11 protein-coding genes and 1 pseudogene are annotated in these 19,240 nt (G+C 36.0%); all 12 read left to right on the top strand.

The window, feature by feature from the left end:
* The first annotated feature begins 410 nt into the window (after window positions 1-410).
* The 12 genes and pseudogenes from ACP6PM_RS32175 to ACP6PM_RS32120 all read left to right on the top strand — a co-directional run bounded on the left by ACP6PM_RS32175 (window position 411) and on the right by ACP6PM_RS32120 (window position 19,209).
* The gene (locus ACP6PM_RS32175; RefSeq protein ID WP_426590933.1) at window positions 411-1,583 is read left to right on the top strand and encodes a glycosyltransferase; all 1,173 of its coding nucleotides are present in this window, start codon (window positions 411-413) and stop codon (window positions 1,581-1,583) included.
* 301 nt (window positions 1,584-1,884) lie between these two features.
* Complete coding sequence (locus ACP6PM_RS32170) at window positions 1,885-2,445, top strand: hypothetical protein (protein WP_426590932.1); 561 nt, start codon at window positions 1,885-1,887, stop codon at window positions 2,443-2,445.
* A gap of 433 nt (window positions 2,446-2,878) precedes the next feature.
* Window positions 2,879-4,021, top strand: a complete 1,143-nt coding sequence (locus tag ACP6PM_RS32165; protein WP_426590931.1) for a DegT/DnrJ/EryC1/StrS family aminotransferase — start codon at window positions 2,879-2,881, stop codon at window positions 4,019-4,021.
* A gap of 833 nt (window positions 4,022-4,854) precedes the next feature.
* Window positions 4,855-5,870 (top strand): annotated as a pseudogene (locus ACP6PM_RS32160) (IS701 family transposase).
* Window positions 5,871-6,740: 870 nt separating this feature from the next.
* Window positions 6,741-7,103: a DUF3110 domain-containing protein gene (locus tag ACP6PM_RS32155; protein WP_426590930.1), complete on the top strand. Its 363-nt coding sequence runs from the start codon at window positions 6,741-6,743 to the stop codon at window positions 7,101-7,103.
* Between the two features lie 283 nt (window positions 7,104-7,386).
* Complete coding sequence (gene murQ / locus ACP6PM_RS32150; protein WP_426590929.1) at window positions 7,387-8,316, top strand: N-acetylmuramic acid 6-phosphate etherase; 930 nt, start codon at window positions 7,387-7,389, stop codon at window positions 8,314-8,316.
* A gap of 576 nt (window positions 8,317-8,892) precedes the next feature.
* Window positions 8,893-9,474, top strand: a complete 582-nt coding sequence (locus tag ACP6PM_RS32145; RefSeq protein WP_426590928.1) for a DUF928 domain-containing protein — start codon at window positions 8,893-8,895, stop codon at window positions 9,472-9,474.
* Between the two features lie 98 nt (window positions 9,475-9,572).
* Complete coding sequence (locus ACP6PM_RS32140; RefSeq protein WP_426590927.1) at window positions 9,573-9,950, top strand: DUF928 domain-containing protein; 378 nt, start codon at window positions 9,573-9,575, stop codon at window positions 9,948-9,950.
* 447 nt (window positions 9,951-10,397) lie between these two features.
* Window positions 10,398-12,632 carry a CHASE2 domain-containing protein gene (locus tag ACP6PM_RS32135; RefSeq protein ID WP_426590926.1) on the top strand — a complete coding sequence of 745 codons (2,235 nt, stop codon included), beginning with the start codon at window positions 10,398-10,400 and terminating at the stop codon, window positions 12,630-12,632.
* 725 nt (window positions 12,633-13,357) lie between these two features.
* Window positions 13,358-15,640, top strand: a complete 2,283-nt coding sequence (locus ACP6PM_RS32130; RefSeq protein ID WP_426590925.1) for an ATP-binding protein — start codon at window positions 13,358-13,360, stop codon at window positions 15,638-15,640.
* Between the two features lie 465 nt (window positions 15,641-16,105).
* Window positions 16,106-18,832 (top strand): PAS domain S-box protein, encoded by a 2,727-nt coding sequence (locus ACP6PM_RS32125; protein WP_426590924.1) that lies wholly within the window; start codon window positions 16,106-16,108, stop codon window positions 18,830-18,832.
* Entirely contained in the window at window positions 18,832-19,209 is a 378-nt protein-coding gene (locus ACP6PM_RS32120) for a response regulator (protein WP_426590923.1), read from the top strand. The genes ACP6PM_RS32125 and ACP6PM_RS32120 overlap by 1 nt, the downstream gene beginning before the upstream one ends.
* Window positions 19,210-19,240: the final 31 nt, after the last annotated feature.

The raw sequence follows: 19,240 nt of genomic DNA, 5'->3' as shown, positions 1-19,240 counted from the left end.
CCATCGACTGTAACAATTGCCTAGAATAAAAATAGTAAAAATCTATGAAATCTTAACCTTCTGTACCAAAAATATGAGAATATCTAAATAGACATCTCCGAAAAAGATATAGACTTTTTGCATATAGTAGGTAACAGGGAACAGGGAATAGGGAATAGGGAACAGGCAAAATATTTTTAGGAAAAAGGTACGAAAAATAATTTTTTGAGGAACTTTTACTACTCTAGCTGATGCTAAATAAAGGGCAAGTTTATTTTCTGGAGAGATCTAATGGGCAGATAAACTGAAGACTAATTTGATGTTCGCAGCAAGCAGCGATCGCTCACTGCTATTCACAAATTAAAGCTGATTGCTAATTTAGCACCATATAACTATACTTAAGTTGAAAAAATCAAAGCAAGAATCAATTAATGCCGACCCCTGTAGAGGTACTCCAAATAATTTGCCTAATACCTATCCTCGGTGGATCTATATATTCAATTCTAAGTGTATGGACGACCAGACATTTTTTTAAGAAAAGCATCCCAGACATAAATGCCACAGAAAAATTTAACCCTCCTGTGACTGTACTGAAACCAGTACGAGGTATTGAAAAAGACCTTAAGTCAAATCTGCGTACTATTGCTGTTCAAGATTGGCCTGAGTATCAGGTTATTTACTCTGTTCAAGACCCTCAAGATTCAGCTCTTCCGATTCTTCAGGATATCCAACTAGAAATTGGTAGCCAGAAAATTTCCGTTGTTATTGACAATAAAGAAGCGGGAGCTAATGGTAAAGTCAATAATTTACTTGGTGCAATAGCTGAAGCACGTCACGACACAATTATTATCAGCGACAGTGACACCAATCTTAAACCTGATTATATCAAAAATATTATATCTCCTTTATCCAATTCCAACGTCGGATGTGTCTGTACTCTCTTTAAAGTCAAAAGTGCCCATCGATGGTTTGAGAAGATGGAACTATTAACTATGAATGCCGACTTTATTCCTAGCGTTATATTTGCAACAGTCACAGGAGCATCCAATGCTTGTTTAGGACCATCTATCGCCATAAGTCGAAGCACATTAAAAGAGCTTGGTGGTTTAGAGAGTCTAGCAGATTATCTTGTAGAAGACTATGAACTAGGACGGAGAGTTTGGACTTCTGGAAAAAAAATGTTGCTTTTGCCATACATTATTGATGTGACTGTGGACTTGAAAAATTGGCAACAGTGGTGGACTCACCAAATTTATTGGGATCAGAATACATATTTGGCACGTCCTTGGCCTTTTATTGCAACTATATTAATCCGGGCAATACCTTTTGCTATTTTGTTCACTATTGTGAGAATGGGGGATTTATGGGGGTTAGGAATATTAGGAATTACAGTTGTTTTAAGACTTTTGACGGCTGGGATAATCTTAAAAAATTTGAAAGATACAGAAGGTTTTGAAAGTCTCTATTTACTGCCTTTGCGTGATACTTTTGGTATAATATTTTGGTTTTTGGCATTGACTAAACGTACAGTAGTATGGCGTGGTGTTAAATACAAATTAATTAATAATGGAAAAATGATTCCTATAAGTTTTCACGAAAGTTAAAAGTCAAATTGGTGAGGACTCAAGAGTCAGGATAAATATTGGATTTGAATAGCATGAATTTTTAAACTGGAGTTTGGACTAAACAGTTGAAGATAAAATAAAATAAAATAAAATAAAGGATTGAAACTTTCTATTTTTGGAAAATCGAAAAATAGAATATAAATTTTTTCTAAAATTCTAAAAATTTGTATCCGTTTTAAAAGATTATAAGTTGGTACAGTTCAGTTAATACTTCCATCTCAAATGTGAATACCCTCGTGACTCAACTGTATAGAACAATTAACCCAATTATGAGGAACATATGAAACTTAAAAGTTTGCTATCAACCATTATTACTGCTTGTTTGACGATTAGCTTCCTTTTTACTTTTAATTCAGATATTGCTCTCGCTGCTGGGACTATCCATAATGGAGATAAATGTTTTAGTAATGATTATGAAGGAGAATGGGTTATTGGAGATATTCCAGGATATGGTGCACCAGAGACTAAAATTTGTATTCGAGGAAAAGCTGAAAAGTCTTGTGAAAGTTTTTCAGTTTCTAAAGGAGATTATTGTTATGAAAAATCAGAAGATAACAAATCTTATCTATCTAATGTTATCGAAAAAGATGGAATTTATGGTTGTGGATACTCTGAGCCTGAATATTTACCTAGTACGTTCAATAGTACGTTAAAAGATTCTGTCAAAGATTCTTGTGTTAAAATTGGTGGTGCAATTGTATATGAAGATGAACTTGTAGTAGATTGTCAAATATACCACGCTCCTGCAATATATGGCTTATTTAGTCCATTTGAAGAAGCTTGTGCAGAAGCTCAAGGTGCAGCACACAGTTCTATTGACAGAGCTATTTGTTTTTATTAAAACAATGACAAATTTTTACTAGAATAGTGAAACAAGTTACCCTGACTATTATAAAGTTAGGGTAATTTAATTTATTTGTAAGCAGATGAATTATACTAAATCTGCTTTAACAAAGAGATATTCACAAAATTAAAAACCCTTGCCTGATAATGATTTGGATACTTATATAAATACCGTATAATAACCGGATTTGATGATTTAATGCCTATGCTAACTTGGGAGTTATGGTTAGCTCCTGAGATGATCATATTATAATGGTTTCTTGGTTATCAAAATTCCATAATAATTCTATTTTTCTAGACTATTAAAATAGATAGTTCAAAAATGTATATATTTTTCTATTAGTCAGGATAATTTCATGTATAGTATTTGAGATAGAAAAATAGCTAAATTCTATTTAACATCAAAATCAGAAGTTTAAACATAGAGTAACATGACAGTAAATCAACAAATTAAACCATTTTATTTCGATATTACAGATGATGAAATTCAATACTTCTTATCAGAATCAGAAAAAATTTTAAGGTCTGGAAAGTTAATTTTAGGCGAACATACCGCAGCATTTGAACAAGCATTTGCTGAATATGTGGGGACAAAGTACGCGATCGCTGTTAATAGTGGTTCCTCTGGACTAGAAATTATCTTACGCTTAAAAAAGGTTGAGGGAACAACTGTTTTAGTTCCTACCAATACTAACTTTGCCACTATTGCTATGGTAATTCGCGCTGGTGGAAAAGTTCAATATCTTGATATGGATGAGCAGACATTTGCACCATCGCTAGGAATGGTAAAAGAGGCAATAGAAAAAGGTAAAAATCTCCCAGAGAAAATTTCTGGAGTTTTGTGGGTTCATATTGGAGGTGTAATTTCTCCAGAATTTCCCCAAGTGGTGGAATATTGTCATCAGCAAGGGTTGTTTGTTCTGGAAGATACTGCTCATGCTCACGGTAGTAAAATAAATGGTGTCAGTGCTGGAAATTTAGGAGACGGTGCTGCTTTTTCGTTTTTCCCAACTAAAGTTATGACAACTTGTGAGGGCGGAATGATAACTCTGAATAATGAGGAAGAAGACTATATTGCGCGATCGCTCAGAAACCAAGGAAAGCGAGGCATGGATTTTGGTGGTTTACATACAGACTTCGGGAATAGTATGCGGATTACTGAAATTAATGCTTTGCTTGGTAGAATTCATTTAGCAAAATTGCCAGAAATGTTGAAAAAACGGCAGCAAGCTTATGAATTAATTACAGCACCTTTAAAAAAAGCTGGTTTATCGTTTGTATCTACAGAGAAAATGGATGTAGCTAGTAATTATAAGTTGATCGTTCATTTACCAGAGGGAAAAAATGCCAAGGAGGTAAAAACAGCTTTGGCAGAGTCAGGAATATTTTTAGGAGGAACAGTTTATGAAATACCTTGTCATCAACAACCAGTTTTTCAAGGTATTTGTGAAGGTCAGAGTTTTCCTTGTGCCGAACGTTGGTGTCCGAATCACATTTGCCCACCTCTGACTTCTGGCATGACACAAGAGGATGCTCAACGAGTAGGGGAAGCTTTAGTTAGACATCTTAAATAGAATATTCGAGCGGGTTAGCTGACTTTATGAGCAAATTGCTACAGCAAGTCCCATGAATAAGTTGAACTTGTAAGCTTGGATAGGATTTAATAATACTGGTTCAGTGGTTTCAATCGCCTTAATCAAATTAATCAAAGCGATCGCTACTTCTGGCTCTTCCTACAACTTCACTTATTGACATCCTCCCGACGTTGCGCTTACGCGACAAAGCGGAATTCTTTAGCATCACTGATAGGGGCTTTCTGCTGCCTCTTGCCTCCTTCGGAGGAGCTACACTAACAGAGGAGCTGCGCTTTTCATGTCGCGTTTGGGTTAGCATTCCGTAGGAAAGTCAAACATAGCACCTGCTTAATAGGCAAAAATCTTTCTGGTCTTACGGTCGATCTACAGACAAGACAGCGCGGTCTTGGGGGTCTCCCCCATGAGCGACTAGCGGTGACACTGCTAGCCCAGCAGCCTTAATTTATTTACTGTAGCATACTATCGTAAAAACCGCAACATTGATTGGTTTTCGCACCGACGCTCCCCTCCCCCCCCTTTCAAAGCTATGCTTTATAAACATCTTTCTTAACATAAACAGGACTTACGCAAGGACACTATATATAGCGTCTACTAATTTAGGCGATCGCCTGAATCATAACTTATCATAACTTACACAAAGACGCTATATATAGTGTTGATTTTTCAAAGTCGATCTATTTAGAGATATAGCTGTTGCTAGGCTCTGCTAACCCTTGAACAACAAAATGTAAGAATCTTAAAAATTTGCTTTACCCCAAATTACTTCTTATGCTAGGTTAGTATCATACTAATTAGTTGTTAATATCTTTAAGATGAACTTTAATTATATAAAATATTGTCAGTATTTAATAAGTAGTCAGACAAATTATACTTTAACAAATCTTGCCGATCATCTAGAAAAAATTAGCCACGATCAAATTAATCGTCCTACAAAAAAATATTGATTTAGGGACAGAAATTTTGTGGCAAAATGTAAGAGAAGAAATTGTTAATTCTGAAAATAGTTATTTGCTGCATTGATGATACAGTTATTAACAAAAAATATTCCCAGAAAATTGAACTTGTTCAGCGTCAGTACAGTGGTAATGAACATGGGGTAGTAAATGGAATAGGAATAGTTAATTGCTTATATTTTAATCCTGAAATAGAGAGATTTTGGATAATAGATTATCCTATTTATAATCCAGAAAGTGATGAAAAAAGTAAAATATATCATGTAAAAGAAATGATGATTGATGTAGTGGAAAAGAAAAAAATACCAGTAAAAACAGTATTAATGGATAGCTGGTATGCCACCCAAAGACTAATGGCCTTAACAGATAATTTAGGTAAAATTTACTATTGTCCGTTAAAGAAGAATCGTTTAGTAGATGATAGTGGAGGTATAAAAAAATATCAAAAACTGGAAGAAATAAAATGGAATCAGTCAGAATTAGTATCAGGAAAAAATATTAAAATTAAAGGTTTTCCTAGAGATAAAAAAGTCAAATTATTCTGGGCTACTGTTTCTACAAACAGAACAGAATATATTGTGACTAATGACTTGAGTTGTCAAAGTACAGATGACGTTGAATTTGAGATTCAAACTAGATGGAAAATTGAGGAATTTCATAGAGAAATTAAACAACTAACAGGTCTTGAATTTTGCCAATGTCGTCGGGAAAAAATTCAAAAAAATCACATTGCTTGTGCGATGTTGGCGTGGAATCATTTGAAAAAAATGGCAAATGTTCTAGGAAAAACTATTTATCAACTGAAACATCAATTGTCATCTAAGTATCTAGTCTCTGAACTCAAATATCCGACAATTAAAATGACAGTCGTTTAAGTTTTTATAAATTTTTGAGAATCAGCAAAACTGGGGGATGGTTATAATTTTTTTAGGTGATCGCTCTGTTTAACATACGCTATATATGGATTGTTTGGAGTCAACAAAAACTGGGGGATAGCTATAATTTTTTAGGCGATCGCTCTGTTTAGTATACGCTATATATAGTGTCTCTGCGTAAGTCCTGATAAAATGCGGACATTAGAAAGAAGTTATGAATTTGCCATTCAATGGATATTTCAGGAGAGTAAACGTATTTAATTAGAGGCTAAACTCCCCCCATCTCCCCATCTCCCCATCCCCCCATCTCCCTATCATCAAAGGGTTTTAGGAGTTCGTGATCGGGGATAGCTTTCAAAGGGGGGGGTTAGGGGGATGGAGAGCGCGGGTCTCCAACCAACGTTGAGATGAATAGCTAAAATACCATTTATTAGCATTAGACATCTGGTGATAATCAAAAATCAAATCAATTATCGCGCTAGATACATCAATTCTTTCCCCTTACTATGTAGGGAGGTTGCATGCAACCTCCCTACCTACTCCCTCTTTTCCGGAGTGGTCTATTGATATTCTCTTTTCGATCAAAGGGATATATCAATTCAAGTCTTTTAAAGCCGCTCATTATTAGATATCTCCGATAATCAAAAATTAAATCAATTATCTCGTATAAATTATCAATTCTTTCTCCCTGCTCCCTGCTCCCTGCTCCCTGCTCCCTCTTTTCCGGAGAGGTCTATTCGTAACACTCGGCAAAAAAGTATTATATAACTCATAAGTAATTTTATCACAACTTAATATAATTTAGATACATTATTCCTTTGTGTCTATTAATATATACACAACAATTATCTATTCAAGTTGAGAAAAGTTATGCGAATATTTGTTTTACTGTTTAATGCTAGAACTGAAAATGAGGGAATACATACAATTCAGATGGGCGATCGTAATAAGGTATTTATGTTTGAGTCTGAGGATGATGCGACCCGCTTTGGTGTATTACTAGAAGCTCAAGATTTTCCTATTCCTACAGTTGAAGAGTTTGACCAAGAAGAAATTCTGGAATTCTGTAGGGGTGTTGATTATGACTGGGAACTTGTGCCAGCAGGTGCTTTGACTATTCCCCCAGAACATAATGTAGAAAATACTGATTGGCAATTAGAGCCAGACCAAACTTCTGAAGAGACCGAAACTGATTTAGACAAAATTAGGCGTCAATTGGAAGGTCTTTTGTAACTTAAAAGAAAAGTATTATCTGATTTAGGAATAAAGAGGGTTGCAATACCTAAACCTTTTTTCCTGTCTAAGAATCAATTCATTAGTCTTATATCTGGTTTAATTTTTTATTCTGATAAAAAAAAGATGGATTAATTGTCTATTAACTATTATTATCATCTGATGAAATTCAAGCTGTTTCTAAGTAATGGATGGCTTTTGACTCTGAAAACAGAAAGGAAGTACCATTAATATTTACGATTTAAAAAAAACTATTTTTTTTGATAATTTATCAGGGTTTGGTATGAAAAATTTACAAGAAAGAGGGCATTTGTTAACTGAACAGGTTAATCCTAATAGCCATAATCTCGATCAGTTAAGTTCTTTAGAGTTGGTGGACTTGTTTAATCAAGAGGATGGCCGAACTTTGGAGGCGATCGCTTCATCCCGTTTACAATTGGCTCAAGCAGTGGACATGACTACTGAAGCTTTGGGTCAAGGTGGTAAGTTGTTTTATGTGGGAGCTGGTACAAGTGGTCGTTTGGGTGTATTGGATGCTGCTGAATGTCCACCAACATTTTGTACGCCTCCAGAGTTGGTACAAGGAATTATTGCTGGAGGTGCAGGCGCTTTAGTCAGGAGTTCGGAAGATTTGGAAGATAGCTGGGAAGATGGTAGTCAGGCGATCGCTTTGCGTCACATCACAAATTTAGATGTGATAGTTGGTATTACTGCTGGTGGTACAACTCCTTATGTTCATGGTGCTTTGGATGCAGCAAAGCAAAGGGGGGGGAAAACGATTTTTATTACTTGTGTGCCTGTAGAACAGTTTAGGGTAAAGGTAGATGTAGATATTAGGTTGTTAGTTGGCCCGGAATTATTGGCAGGTTCAACCCGTCTGAAGGCAGGAACAGTAACAAAAATGGCTTTGAATATCTTATCAACAGGAGTGATGGTGAGATTAGGAAAAGTTTATGGTAATCGTATGATTGATGTAGCTGTCAAAAATAGTAAGTTACGCGATCGGGCTTTACGAATTATTGAGGATTTAACTGAGTTAAGTCGGGATGAAGCGGGGAAATTATTGAATAAAAGTGGTGATTCAGTTAAGTTGGCACTTTTGATGCACTGGAGTAATTTAGAAAAAGAAGAAGGGGATAATATCTTATCTGAGTATCAAGGTAATCTTAGAGCGGCACTAAAAAAAGTCGGGATAACTAATCAGGAAGAATAAATTTTTTTCTCAGATAATTAACAGTTTTCAATCAGTCTAAATATAGATATAGATATAGGATTTATCATAGGGTTTCACTAAAGTCAAAAGTCAAAAGTCATACACTAAGATTTTATAGACTAAATACTTTGAATCTACAGTAATTTTACGGAATTATTTCAGCTATGAAGCCGAAACTATTTGTGACATCTTTAAGGTGAATTGGTATAGCGCTACGCGCAAGGCAAAAGTCAAAAATGCAAAAGTCAAAAATGCAAAAGTCAAAAATATTCTATGACTGAGGCGTGAGAATTTAGAAATGTTCACGCCCTTTGCTTCGACTGCTATATCAAATAGATGAAGTATATACAGCAGATTTAGTGATTAATGTCCTGCAACTGACGGGTTCAACAATTAATAATTAATAATTACCTTTTCTTTGTAACAAGAGGATTGACTAAAAAGAATTTTTTTGTTTTTTCTCTTGAAATAGAAGGCTTTATACCTTAATTTTTTGGTAAATATTTTTTGCTTGTTCCCTATCCTTTTACCCATCTTTCCTAGTCCCTACTCCCTATTCCCTATTCCCTAGAAAATATGAGATATCGATTATTAATTGCCAGTTTATCAGTTACTATACTAATGAAGCTATGGAGTATTTCTACTGTTATACAAAAACCTGTTTTAGCAATAGCTACCTTCAGAAATATTAGTAGTAGCTGGAAAATTTCTCAAATCTACAAACCTCCAGATCGGGGGGCACCTCCAACTACAGCACCTTCAGGAACCCGTGGTGAATCTGTTGGTAGTGGTCAATGTTTATTAGGAAATAAACAGTTAACTCTTTTGCTTCCAGAAACGGGAGAGGGATTAACTATATCTAAATATCCCACATTATATGTATATATTCCTCCCTATGAAAATGCTAAACAAGCAGAGTTTTTTATCACAGATTCAGAGAAGAATGATGTTTATAATCATTTTTTTCAGCTACCTGAAAAATCAGGAATTATTGGGATTAAACTTCCTGAAGACAAATCACCTCCTTTGGAAGTAGGAGAAAACTATTTTTGGGGAGTAACAATATTTTGCATTTCTGAAGAACTAGACCCCAGTGAAAACGCATCTGTTGAAGGTAGAATTAAACTTATTAAGAGATTGTTTGTAAAGGAAATATAAAAAGGAGATAGGGAACAGGGAACAGGGAACAGGGAACAGGGAACAGGGAATAGGGAATAGGGAATAGGGAATAAGGAGGAAGAAATCAAGACAAATATTTGTCGCTTAAAAATCTAGGAATATATGTACTGAATACTTCTCTACCTACCAAATTTCAATCTCTTGAAGTATTACCGCTTTTAGATTTTAGTCACTCGCATGTTCTCTTAATACTTATTTTACAAACAGTCTCTAAACCAGAAAAAAGCCTCTATAATAAGTTAGTAGGCGTCACACCTCTAACTTTACCAACTGTTTATGCTTCCCAAGGAATTTGGTATGATGCTTTAGAAAGTATGGTACAACTTCGTAGGTTAAATCCAAATAATCCTAAGTTAATAGATGACTGGCAAAAGTTATTTAATTCTGCTAATTCTCAAGGTAAGGAAGAATTAATTCCAGCACCTATATTAGATTGTTGTCAAAGAGAAGATTAAATCTAGTTTTAGTAATTCTAAAGAGATTAGATAGCAATTATCAGGTGTGAGTAATACCAAATACAGCGCTACGCGCAAGTCAAAAGTTAGTAGGGGTGATTCGCGAATCACCCGTACAAAAGTTAAAAGTAATCTCTGACTGAGTTTTTCCTTTCCTTTTCTTGGGGTTAGGATAAAATTATCAATAATATATATTTAAAACCAACTAACCTCCTGCAAAATATTACTGAATCTACTAATCACTTAATCCTGAATGTAGACAATAATAGCATTCTTTTTTGGAATTGGTATGAGGTAAAAAATTCTAGGTTTTAAGGAATAGGGAACAGAAAAGAAGAGCAACAAGTGTAGCTCACTAACACTAATAAAATAAGATTGCTATGCTGAGAATAGAGTATTACTCAAAGCTAATAAAGTAATCAAAAAAAAATAATTTTTTTATGTGGCATGTGGCAAAAAATAATTAAAAAGCTGGCTTGGAAATGGCGTGGCTTATTAGTTACTGCTCCTAGTATTACTATCCTATTAATTGGGCTATATTTAACAGGTAGCTTACAAATATTTGAGCTGGCAGCCTTCGATCAATTCATAAGATTGCGTCCCCAAAAATCTGTAGATACAAAAATATTAATTGTGGGATTTACTGAATCAGATATACAAACTTTGGGTATGGCAATTTTATCAGATGAACTCCTTGCTCAGTTAATAGAAAACTTGAAAAAGCATCAGCCAGAAGCCATTGGTTTAGATATATATAGAGATTTACCAGAAGAACCAGGATATCAAAAATTAGTAAAAGTATTTGAATCTACACCAAATTTAATTGGAATTAGAAAGGTAGTTGGCAATCAAAATAATTCTCCAATTAATCCCCCACCAGTTTTAGATAAACTGAATCAAGTTGGTGCTAACGATCTGCCTATAGATGCTGATACTAAAATTAGGCGATTTTTTTTATATTTGACAGATTCAGAAGGTAAAATAGTACCAAGTTTAGGATTAAAATTAGCAATAATTTACCTGCAAAAATTGAAAATATTTCCTGAACCGGCAGCAGTTAATCCTGAATATTTACAATTGGGAGAAGCTGTATTTATTCCTTTTGAAAATAATCATGGTGGTTATGTACAAGCTAATGCTGAAGGATATCAAATAATTCTTAATTATCGCAGCCCAGAATCTAAATTTCAACAGGTTTCAGTAACTGATGTTTTAAATAATAAAGTTCCACCTGAATTGGTGCGGGATAAAATTATATTAATTGGTTCAGTAGCAGAAAGTAAAAAAGATTTATTCTTGACACCTTACAGCAGTAAAATTATTGGAATTCCTGAAGTAATGTCAGGAGTAGGAATTAATGCTAATATTACCAGTATGATTATTAATGCTGCTCTTGGTGAGATGAATATTATTAAATCATGGCCGGAATTTTTAGAGTGGGTATGGATTTTTTTGTGGTCAGTAATAGGGGCAGGTGTTAGTTGGAAATGGCGCTATTCTGGAGGTTTTTCTCAATTTTCTGGTAAATCTATTATTACTTTATTCGTGGCTACTGGTGGTTTACTTTCCATCAGTTATTATGCTTTTTTATGGGGTTTATGGATACCAGTAATAACTCCATTGTTAGCTATTTGGTTTTCGGCGATCGCTATTACTGCTTTTATTGCTAAAACTGCTGGATATATTCGTAATGTTTTTAGTCGTTATTTGACTGATGAAGTGGTAGGAAATTTATTAGAAAATCCTGATGGATTAAAATTAAATTGTCAACGGCGAAAAGTGACAATTTTGATGTCTGACTTAAGAGGATTTTCTGCTATATCTGAAAGGTCAGAACCAGAAACAATTTTTGCTATGTTGAATATTTACTTAGAGGAAATGACAGAAGTAATTAATCAATATAGTGGTACTATTTATGATTTTATTGGTGATGGAATTTTAGTTGTTTTTGGCACTCCTACCGAGATAGAAGATGATGCAGAAAGAGCAGTTGCTTGTGCGGTAGCAATGCAAATGTCAATGCCTAGAGTGAATGCTAAATTAAAGGAATCAGGTTTACCAGAAATTAAGATGGGAATTGGTATTAATACTGGAGAAGTTGTAGTTGGTAATCTTGGTTGTAATAAGAAGTCTAAGTATGGAGTTATTGGTAGTAATATTAATTTAGCTTCTCGGATTGAATCTTATACAGTCGGAGGTCAAATTATGATTTCAGGAAATACTCTTGAAGAAGTCAGTTCTATTATCAAAATTGTGCAGCAAAAATCAGTAAGAATTAAAGGTTTTTCTAAAGCTATAACTATTTATCAAGTAGGAGCTATTGCGGGAAAATATAATTTGTTTTTACCTATAAATTCAGAAAACTTTGTGGATTTATTAGAAGCTGTTCCTATTCAGTTTGCAGTTATTGATGGAAAGGAAATTAGAGAAGAATTAATATCAGGAAGTTTAGTCAAAGTATCTGCTAATTCTGCTGAAGTAAAATCTAATTATTTAGTAGATGTTATGAGTAACCTCCAGATTAATTTATTAACTAAAACTGTTCAAGGGCAAAAAATGGATTATTTTTATGCCAAAGTAACAGGTAAAAAAGACGATCGGAGTGGATTTTATATACATTTCACTGCCATATCTCCAGAAGTTGAACAGATGTTGGAAGCTTGGGTTGCAGCCAATAGTTAGATAATAATTTTGATGTTCTATTATTTCGAGAAGGATTGAATAATTAGTAAAATATTCATTAATTTTTAGTTGATAAAATAGATTAAAATGTAAAATTATTTGTATATTGACTAATCGGCTATATTTCTTTTGCCTCTTGCCTTTTGCCTACCTCCCCAAAATGTGAAATTAATTTTGCCCAGGTACTTAATATGTGTATTTGTGGTGATACTAATTCACTTTAAAGATGTCACAAATAGTTTCAAACTATATATGTAAAATAATTTCCTGAAATTACTGTGGCATCAAAGTTTCGAGTCTATATAGCGCTACGCGCTAGGGAATAAGGAATAGGGAATAGGGAATAGTAAACTGTGAAAGGGTTTCAGGATTTAGAAATGTCCTATCTTAATGCGTAGATCTTAATGCATGACTTTTGAGTTCCCCCCTTGGGGGGTAAGCTTACAAGGGTAAGTTTTTAACACTCGGGGTGAGCGATAGAACTCCGTTCCGCTGACGCGACCGCTTTTATTCAGTATAAAACTTCAAAAAAAATGTTCTTTTTTATACAAAAAAAATAGCTGATTTCTCCTCCCACACTTCCCACCCTCCCCATACCCAAAGGCATAATTATAAAAAACATACCCTTGTAATTGGGGGGTAAGGGGGAAGTTGACTTTTAACTTCCGTGAAACGATATGAGTAGCAATAATTTTGTTAGAACTAGAACCCTTTGAGACCGAAAAATGTCTATTAGAAACAAGATTATTTATGGATATACCCTCGCTTTAGGAATTGCTTTAGCAGGAACTACAACTGGCCTAGTTGTAGGCAACTATTATCAACAGCAAGCTTTAGAGTCCCGAAAAATTGCTTCTGAAGAACGTAAACTACTGGGGACTTTACAGATTGATATATTATACAATCGACCAGCAAAGCAACTATCTCCTCACCTGCAACAGCCTCAACTTTTTCGTCAGGAAAGTAGTAAACTGCTTAAACGGATTAAGAAAATTTACGAACTCCTAGTTACTCACAACAAATCAGGAAAAGCTGCCACTCTAGAAGGTCTACAACCTCTGCTGGAAAAATATCAAGTTACCGTTAGGGTATTTTCCCAAAAAGCCCAAGAATTTGTCCAACAAGTCCAGCCCCTAACAACTAATCCAAAAGGAGCAGCAAAAGCAGAAAAGTTGCTGGTTCAGTTAGTCAGGAGTCCTGAGTTTGTTGCCTTTATTGAATTTCCCAATCGTCTGGCAGATTTCTATGTCTTAACCGAACAGCTTGAGGAAAAAGCTGAAATTGACTTGGAAAAAGTAGAAACCCTGCGTACCAGAATCATCTCGATCGGCCTGGGTCTTTCTGTGGTAATCTCTATCCTGCTGGCCTTTTACACTAGCCGTTTAATTGCCAGTCCCATTCAAATTCTGACTGAGATTGCCCAAAAGGTAACACAAGAATCAAATTTTGATTTACAAGCTTCTATACAAACTAAAGATGAAGTAGGGGTACTAGCTAATTCTTTCAACCAACTTATCCGATGGGTAAAAACTTTATTAGAAGAACAACAGGAATACACTGCCCAGCTAGAAGAGGCCAAAGAAGCAGCCGATGCTGCCAATCAAGCTAAGAGTGAGTTTTTGGCCAACATGAGCCATGAACTGCGTACACCCCTGAATGGAATTTTGGGATATAGTCAAATTCTTTCCAGGACATCTCTTACTGAACAACAGCAAAGGGGCATGGGTATCATATATCAGTGTGGTTTTCACCTGCTCACTCTCATTAACGATGTGCTGGACTTGGCTAAAATTGAAGCCCGTAAATTAGAAATTTACCCAAACCCTTGTTATCTTCCCGCCTTGCTTCAAGGGATAACTGAACTGTCTCGGATCAAAGCCGAGCAAAAGAATTTGGATTTCATCTACCAACCCCCCAAAAATTTGCCGTCAGGTATCATTACTGATGAAAAACGGTTGCGTCAGGTGTTGATCAACTTGTTAGGTAATGCTATCAAATTTACAGATAGGGGAAAAGTGACTTTTAACGTAACCTCCCAGCGAACTCAAAAGTCTTCAGTTAAACTACACTTCCAGATTACTGACACGGGAAGCGGTATTAGTTCCGATCAGTTAGAGGCGATCTTTTTGCCCTTTGAACAAGTCGGTATACCTAAACGACAAAAGGAAGGAACAGGTTTAGGACTAGCTATCAGCCAAGATATTGTGAAAATGATGGGCAGTTCTATTCATGTTAATAGCCAGTTGAATGTAGGCAGTGTTTTCGAGTTTGAGATAGAATGTCCTCTGGCAACAAATTGGGTTCAAGCAAATACCTTGACTAATTTGGGACAGATTATTGGATATTCTGGTCGCCGACTCCAAATTTTGGTAGTGGACGACCGATGGGAAAACCGTTCTGTCCTAGTTAACCTCCTCGAACCTCTCGGTTTTCAGGTATCGGAAGCTAAAAATGGAAAACAAGCGCTAGAAAAAGCCAATCAAGTTAATCCCGATCTGATCGTTACTGACTTGAAAATGCCCATAATGGATGGCTGGGCAATGCTTGACCAACTTCGCCATTCGGAGGTTTTTAAAGAGACAATTGTAATTGTTTCGTCTGCCAGTGTGTTTGCAGCAGACCGTCAAAAGAGCTTTGCTGCTGGAAGCAATGATTTTTTACCTAAACCTGTAGAAGCTGAAGAACTTTATCGTATGCTAGTTCAACACTTAAATATTCAATGGATATACAAAGAGTCAGATCAAACATTGACCGAGGTCTCCGAGGCGATCGCTACCAATGAAGTGGCTATTCCTACTACTGGTGAATTAACTGTTCTGCTGGAACAATCAATGCAAGGTAAAATCAAAGCTATGGAGAAAGAACTAGAAAACTTATCACAGAAAGATGCACGGTATCTCCCCTTTATTGAGGAACTCAAACCTTTAATCCACAGTTTTCAACTTAAAGAAATTCGTCAATATTTGAATGAAGCGATGGAACAAGCAAAAGAATCTAATAGTGTTTAATTTTCTTGGTTTCCCTATAGAACCCCTAAGCGGATCTATAAACGGGAGTGTGGTCTGTATGGGAAGAGGAGGAAGTTTCATTAATGGATAATTACCACTCCGTTTTAGGGAGAGGATTGACCAATAAGGGAAAAAATTTATTTCTCTTGGTCGATTGGATATGGCGAGGTCTCCTCGCCATCCCATCCTAAGGTCATGCTCCGCTTTCCGACCGCTTTTTCCCCTTTATTAGGGAGGCTAACAAAGCTGAATTATTTAATTATTTAATTATTAATTATTCGGTAAAGAGTAGGGGAGATTGTGAAGCTTGGGGACATTTTTCTACCTTTTTCCCCTATTCTATATTCTCTTTCCTCCTGACTCCTGACTCCTGACTCCTGACTCCTATGCCACTTTGCAAAGATACCAAATGGCTTCTATATACTCCGATTAATATTTGAAGTCAATCTAATTAAAAACTAAACTATGCCCTTAACTGATAATTCCACTGTCTTGGTGATTGATGATAATCCTACTAATTTAGAAGTCTTGCACCATGCTCTAACTGAAGTAGGTTATGAAGTGCGAGTTGAGATAGATGGTTACAATGCTCTTAACCAGATTGAGTTACAACCTCCCGATCTAATTCTCCTAGATGTAATGTTACCAGATATCAATGGCTTTGAAATCTGCCAGAAACTCAAAGCTAATCCCTGCACTCAGGAGATTCCGATCATTTTTATGACTGCTTTAATAAATATCGAGGACAAGGTTACTGGTTTGAGTTTGGGAGCAGTAGATTATATTACTAAGCCATTTCAGCAAGAGGAAGTTTTAGCTCGAGTCAGCCTTCACCTCAAAATGCGGCATCTTAATAAAACCCTGGAGATCCGAAACTCTCAGTTACAAACAGAAATTGAAGAACGCCAAAAAACTGAAATGGCTTTGCATAACCTTGTCAGTGGAACAGCTTCTTTAATGGGGAAAGACTTTTTTCCTGCCTTTGTTAAGCATTTAGCAGCATCCCTTGAAGTCAACTATGTTTTCATCTCAGAAAAGAAAGGGGAGATATTAGAAACTCTGGCTTTTTGGTCAGTAGATCGGCTAAGTCCCAATTTCACTTATAAGCCGGAATTTACATTTACTCCTTGTAAAATTGTCTTAGAGCAAGGAAGGTGCTTCTGTTTCAGTAAGGTTCGAGAACAATTTCCTCAAGACATAGGTTTGCAGGAGTTGGAAGTAGATAGCTATCTAGGTATAGCTCTACTAAACTCTAACCAAGAACCTATTGGTGCTCTCTGCATTCTTCACGACGACACGATCGTTAATCAGCCTTGGTTTGAGAAAATCCTGAGAATTTTTGCTTCCCGAGCTGCTGCAGAATTGGAAAGAATGCAAGCTGCTCAAGCACTACAAAATCTCAATCAGGAACTTGAAGCTAGGGTTAAAAAACGAACAGCAGAATTAGTTCAGAATCAGGAATATCTACGCCAGCTTACAGAAAATATTGATAGTGTTTTCTGGATGACGAATCTGGATAAAAGTCAGATGATCTACGTTTCTCCTGCTTATGAGAAAATATGGGGATTTTCTATTCAGGAACTGTACCGCTCTCCCCAACAATGGATAGAAGCAATTCATCCCGATGACCGTGAGATGGTTGTTGCTGGTTTACCGCAACAAATACGGGGTGAGTATAATGAGGAATATCGTATCATCCGTCCGGATGGAAAAATCTGTTGGATTCAAGACCGTGCTTTTCCTATTCGTGATGAATTAGGCGAAGTCTATCGTATTGCCGGCTTTGCTGAAGATATTAGTAAACAAAAGCAGATCGAAGAGACCCTAAAACTTCAAGGAAGGGCGATCGCTGCTAGCAGTAATGGCATTGTGATTGTAGATGCGCGCTTACCAGATTTACCTACAATTTTCGTCAACTCAGCCTTTGAAAAAATTACTGGCTATACAGCAGCAGAAGTCATTGGACACAATTGCCGATTTTTGCAAGGTGAAGATTGTGAGCAACCTGGAGTGTTCAAACTCAGAACAGCTCTAAAAGAGGGATCTGGTTGTACTATGAGTTTGCGCAACTATCGTAAAGATGGCACTCTCTTCTGGAATGAATTGAGTGTTTCTCCTATTTATGATGAACAAGGCAATCTTTCTCATTACATTGGTATTCAAACAGATATAACCGATCGTATCAAGGCAGAACGTAACTTAAAACAACAGTCTGTAGCAATGGAAGCAGCTATTAATGGAATTGCAATTCTCGATGCACAGGAGCAATACATTTATGTCAATCACTCCCACCTCCAACTGTTTGGTTATCAAGATCAACAGGAACTTCTCGGTAAGAGCTGGAGACATCTTTATGACCGGGATGAATTGGAACGGTTTGAGTCGGAAATTTGGCCTATCCTTCTGCGTGATGGCCATTGGCAGGGAGAAGCAATTGCGAAACGGCAGGATGGTTCTACCTTTGCTGAAGAGATTTCCCTTACGTTAATTGAAGGTGGTGGATTAGTTTCTGTGTGTCGTGATATTACCCAACGTAAGCAAGCAGAAGAATTGCTCAAATCTTCTCTTCAAGAAAAGGAAATCCTGCTCAAAGAGATTCACCATCGGGTCAAAAATAATCTATTAGTAGTTTCGAGCCTTCTCCATTGGCAGAATGAATATATTACAGATCCAGCAGTATCTAGAATTTTTCAAGAAAGCCAATACCGTATCCATTCAATGGCCTTAATCCATGAAAAGCTATATAACTCTAAGAACCTAGCCGAGGTTAATTTTACTGAATATCTAGAAACTTTAGCCCAACAGTTATATTACTCATTTAACATCGCAACAGATAGAATTCAACTTAACTTAGAATTAGAACCAGTCTCCCTAAATATTGAAACAGCTACACCCTGTGGACTTATTGTTAGTGAGCTGATTGCTAATGTCTTTGAACATGCCTTCCCAGATAATAGAAAGGGAGAACTCTACCTGAGTCTTAAAAATGAGCAAGATAGAGTAATACTAACTATCCAAGATAATGGTGTTGGCTTACCCTCAGATTTTGATATTTCCCAGACAGAAAGTATGGGGTTACAATTAATTGATATGCTCAGTCAACAGATCAAGGCAGACCTTGAGGTTATTACCGATAATGGGACTACCTTTAACCTAATTTTTGCAGAACTTAAATATCGTAAAAGAATTTAATGACTAATACTAAACCAATTGACATCCTTATAGTAGAAGATGAACTATTAATTGCCCGCCAATTAGCCAGTAAACTTAAAAAACTAGGCTATAACATAATTGATATTGTTTCGTCCGGTGAAGATGCACTCCAAGTTGCTCAGGAAAAGTCTCCCAAACTAATTCTAATGGATATTGTCATTCAAGGTGATATGAATGGCATTGAGACAGCGGGTAAAATTTATAATAATTATAGCATTCCGGTTATCTATTTAACTGCCTATGCAGATGACGAAACCTTAAACCAAGCTGAACAAACAGGGTCTTATGGTTACATCCTCAAACCATTTCAAGAGAGGGAATTACACGCCACAATTAAGAGACTGTTTGTAAAATAAGTATTAAGAGAACATGCGAGTGACTAAAATC

The sequence above is a fragment of the Dapis brunnea BLCC-M229 genome (assembly GCF_050015995.1).
Classification (GTDB): Bacteria; Cyanobacteriota; Cyanobacteriia; order Cyanobacteriales; family Microcoleaceae; genus Trichodesmium.
This window is presented reverse-complemented; position numbering and strand designations above follow the sequence as displayed.

Excerpts from the sequence above, each read along its gene's own strand:
- ACP6PM_RS32165 (WP_426590931.1), top strand. The coding sequence starts at position 2,879 with ATGACAGTAAATCAACAAATTAAACCATTTTATTTCGATATTACAGAT.
- ACP6PM_RS32130 (WP_426590925.1), top strand. The coding sequence starts at position 13,358 with ATGTCTATTAGAAACAAGATTATTTATGGATATACCCTCGCTTTAGGA.
- ACP6PM_RS32175 (WP_426590933.1), top strand. The coding sequence starts at position 411 with ATGCCGACCCCTGTAGAGGTACTCCAAATAATTTGCCTAATACCTATC.
- ACP6PM_RS32120 (WP_426590923.1), top strand. The coding sequence starts at position 18,832 with ATGACTAATACTAAACCAATTGACATCCTTATAGTAGAAGATGAACTA.
- ACP6PM_RS32145 (WP_426590928.1), top strand. The coding sequence starts at position 8,893 with ATGAGATATCGATTATTAATTGCCAGTTTATCAGTTACTATACTAATG.
- ACP6PM_RS32125 (WP_426590924.1), top strand. The coding sequence starts at position 16,106 with ATGCCCTTAACTGATAATTCCACTGTCTTGGTGATTGATGATAATCCT.
- murQ (WP_426590929.1), top strand. The coding sequence starts at position 7,387 with ATGAAAAATTTACAAGAAAGAGGGCATTTGTTAACTGAACAGGTTAAT.
- ACP6PM_RS32155 (WP_426590930.1), top strand. The coding sequence starts at position 6,741 with ATGCGAATATTTGTTTTACTGTTTAATGCTAGAACTGAAAATGAGGGA.
- ACP6PM_RS32170 (WP_426590932.1), top strand. The coding sequence starts at position 1,885 with ATGAAACTTAAAAGTTTGCTATCAACCATTATTACTGCTTGTTTGACG.
- ACP6PM_RS32135 (WP_426590926.1), top strand. The coding sequence starts at position 10,398 with ATGTGGCAAAAAATAATTAAAAAGCTGGCTTGGAAATGGCGTGGCTTA.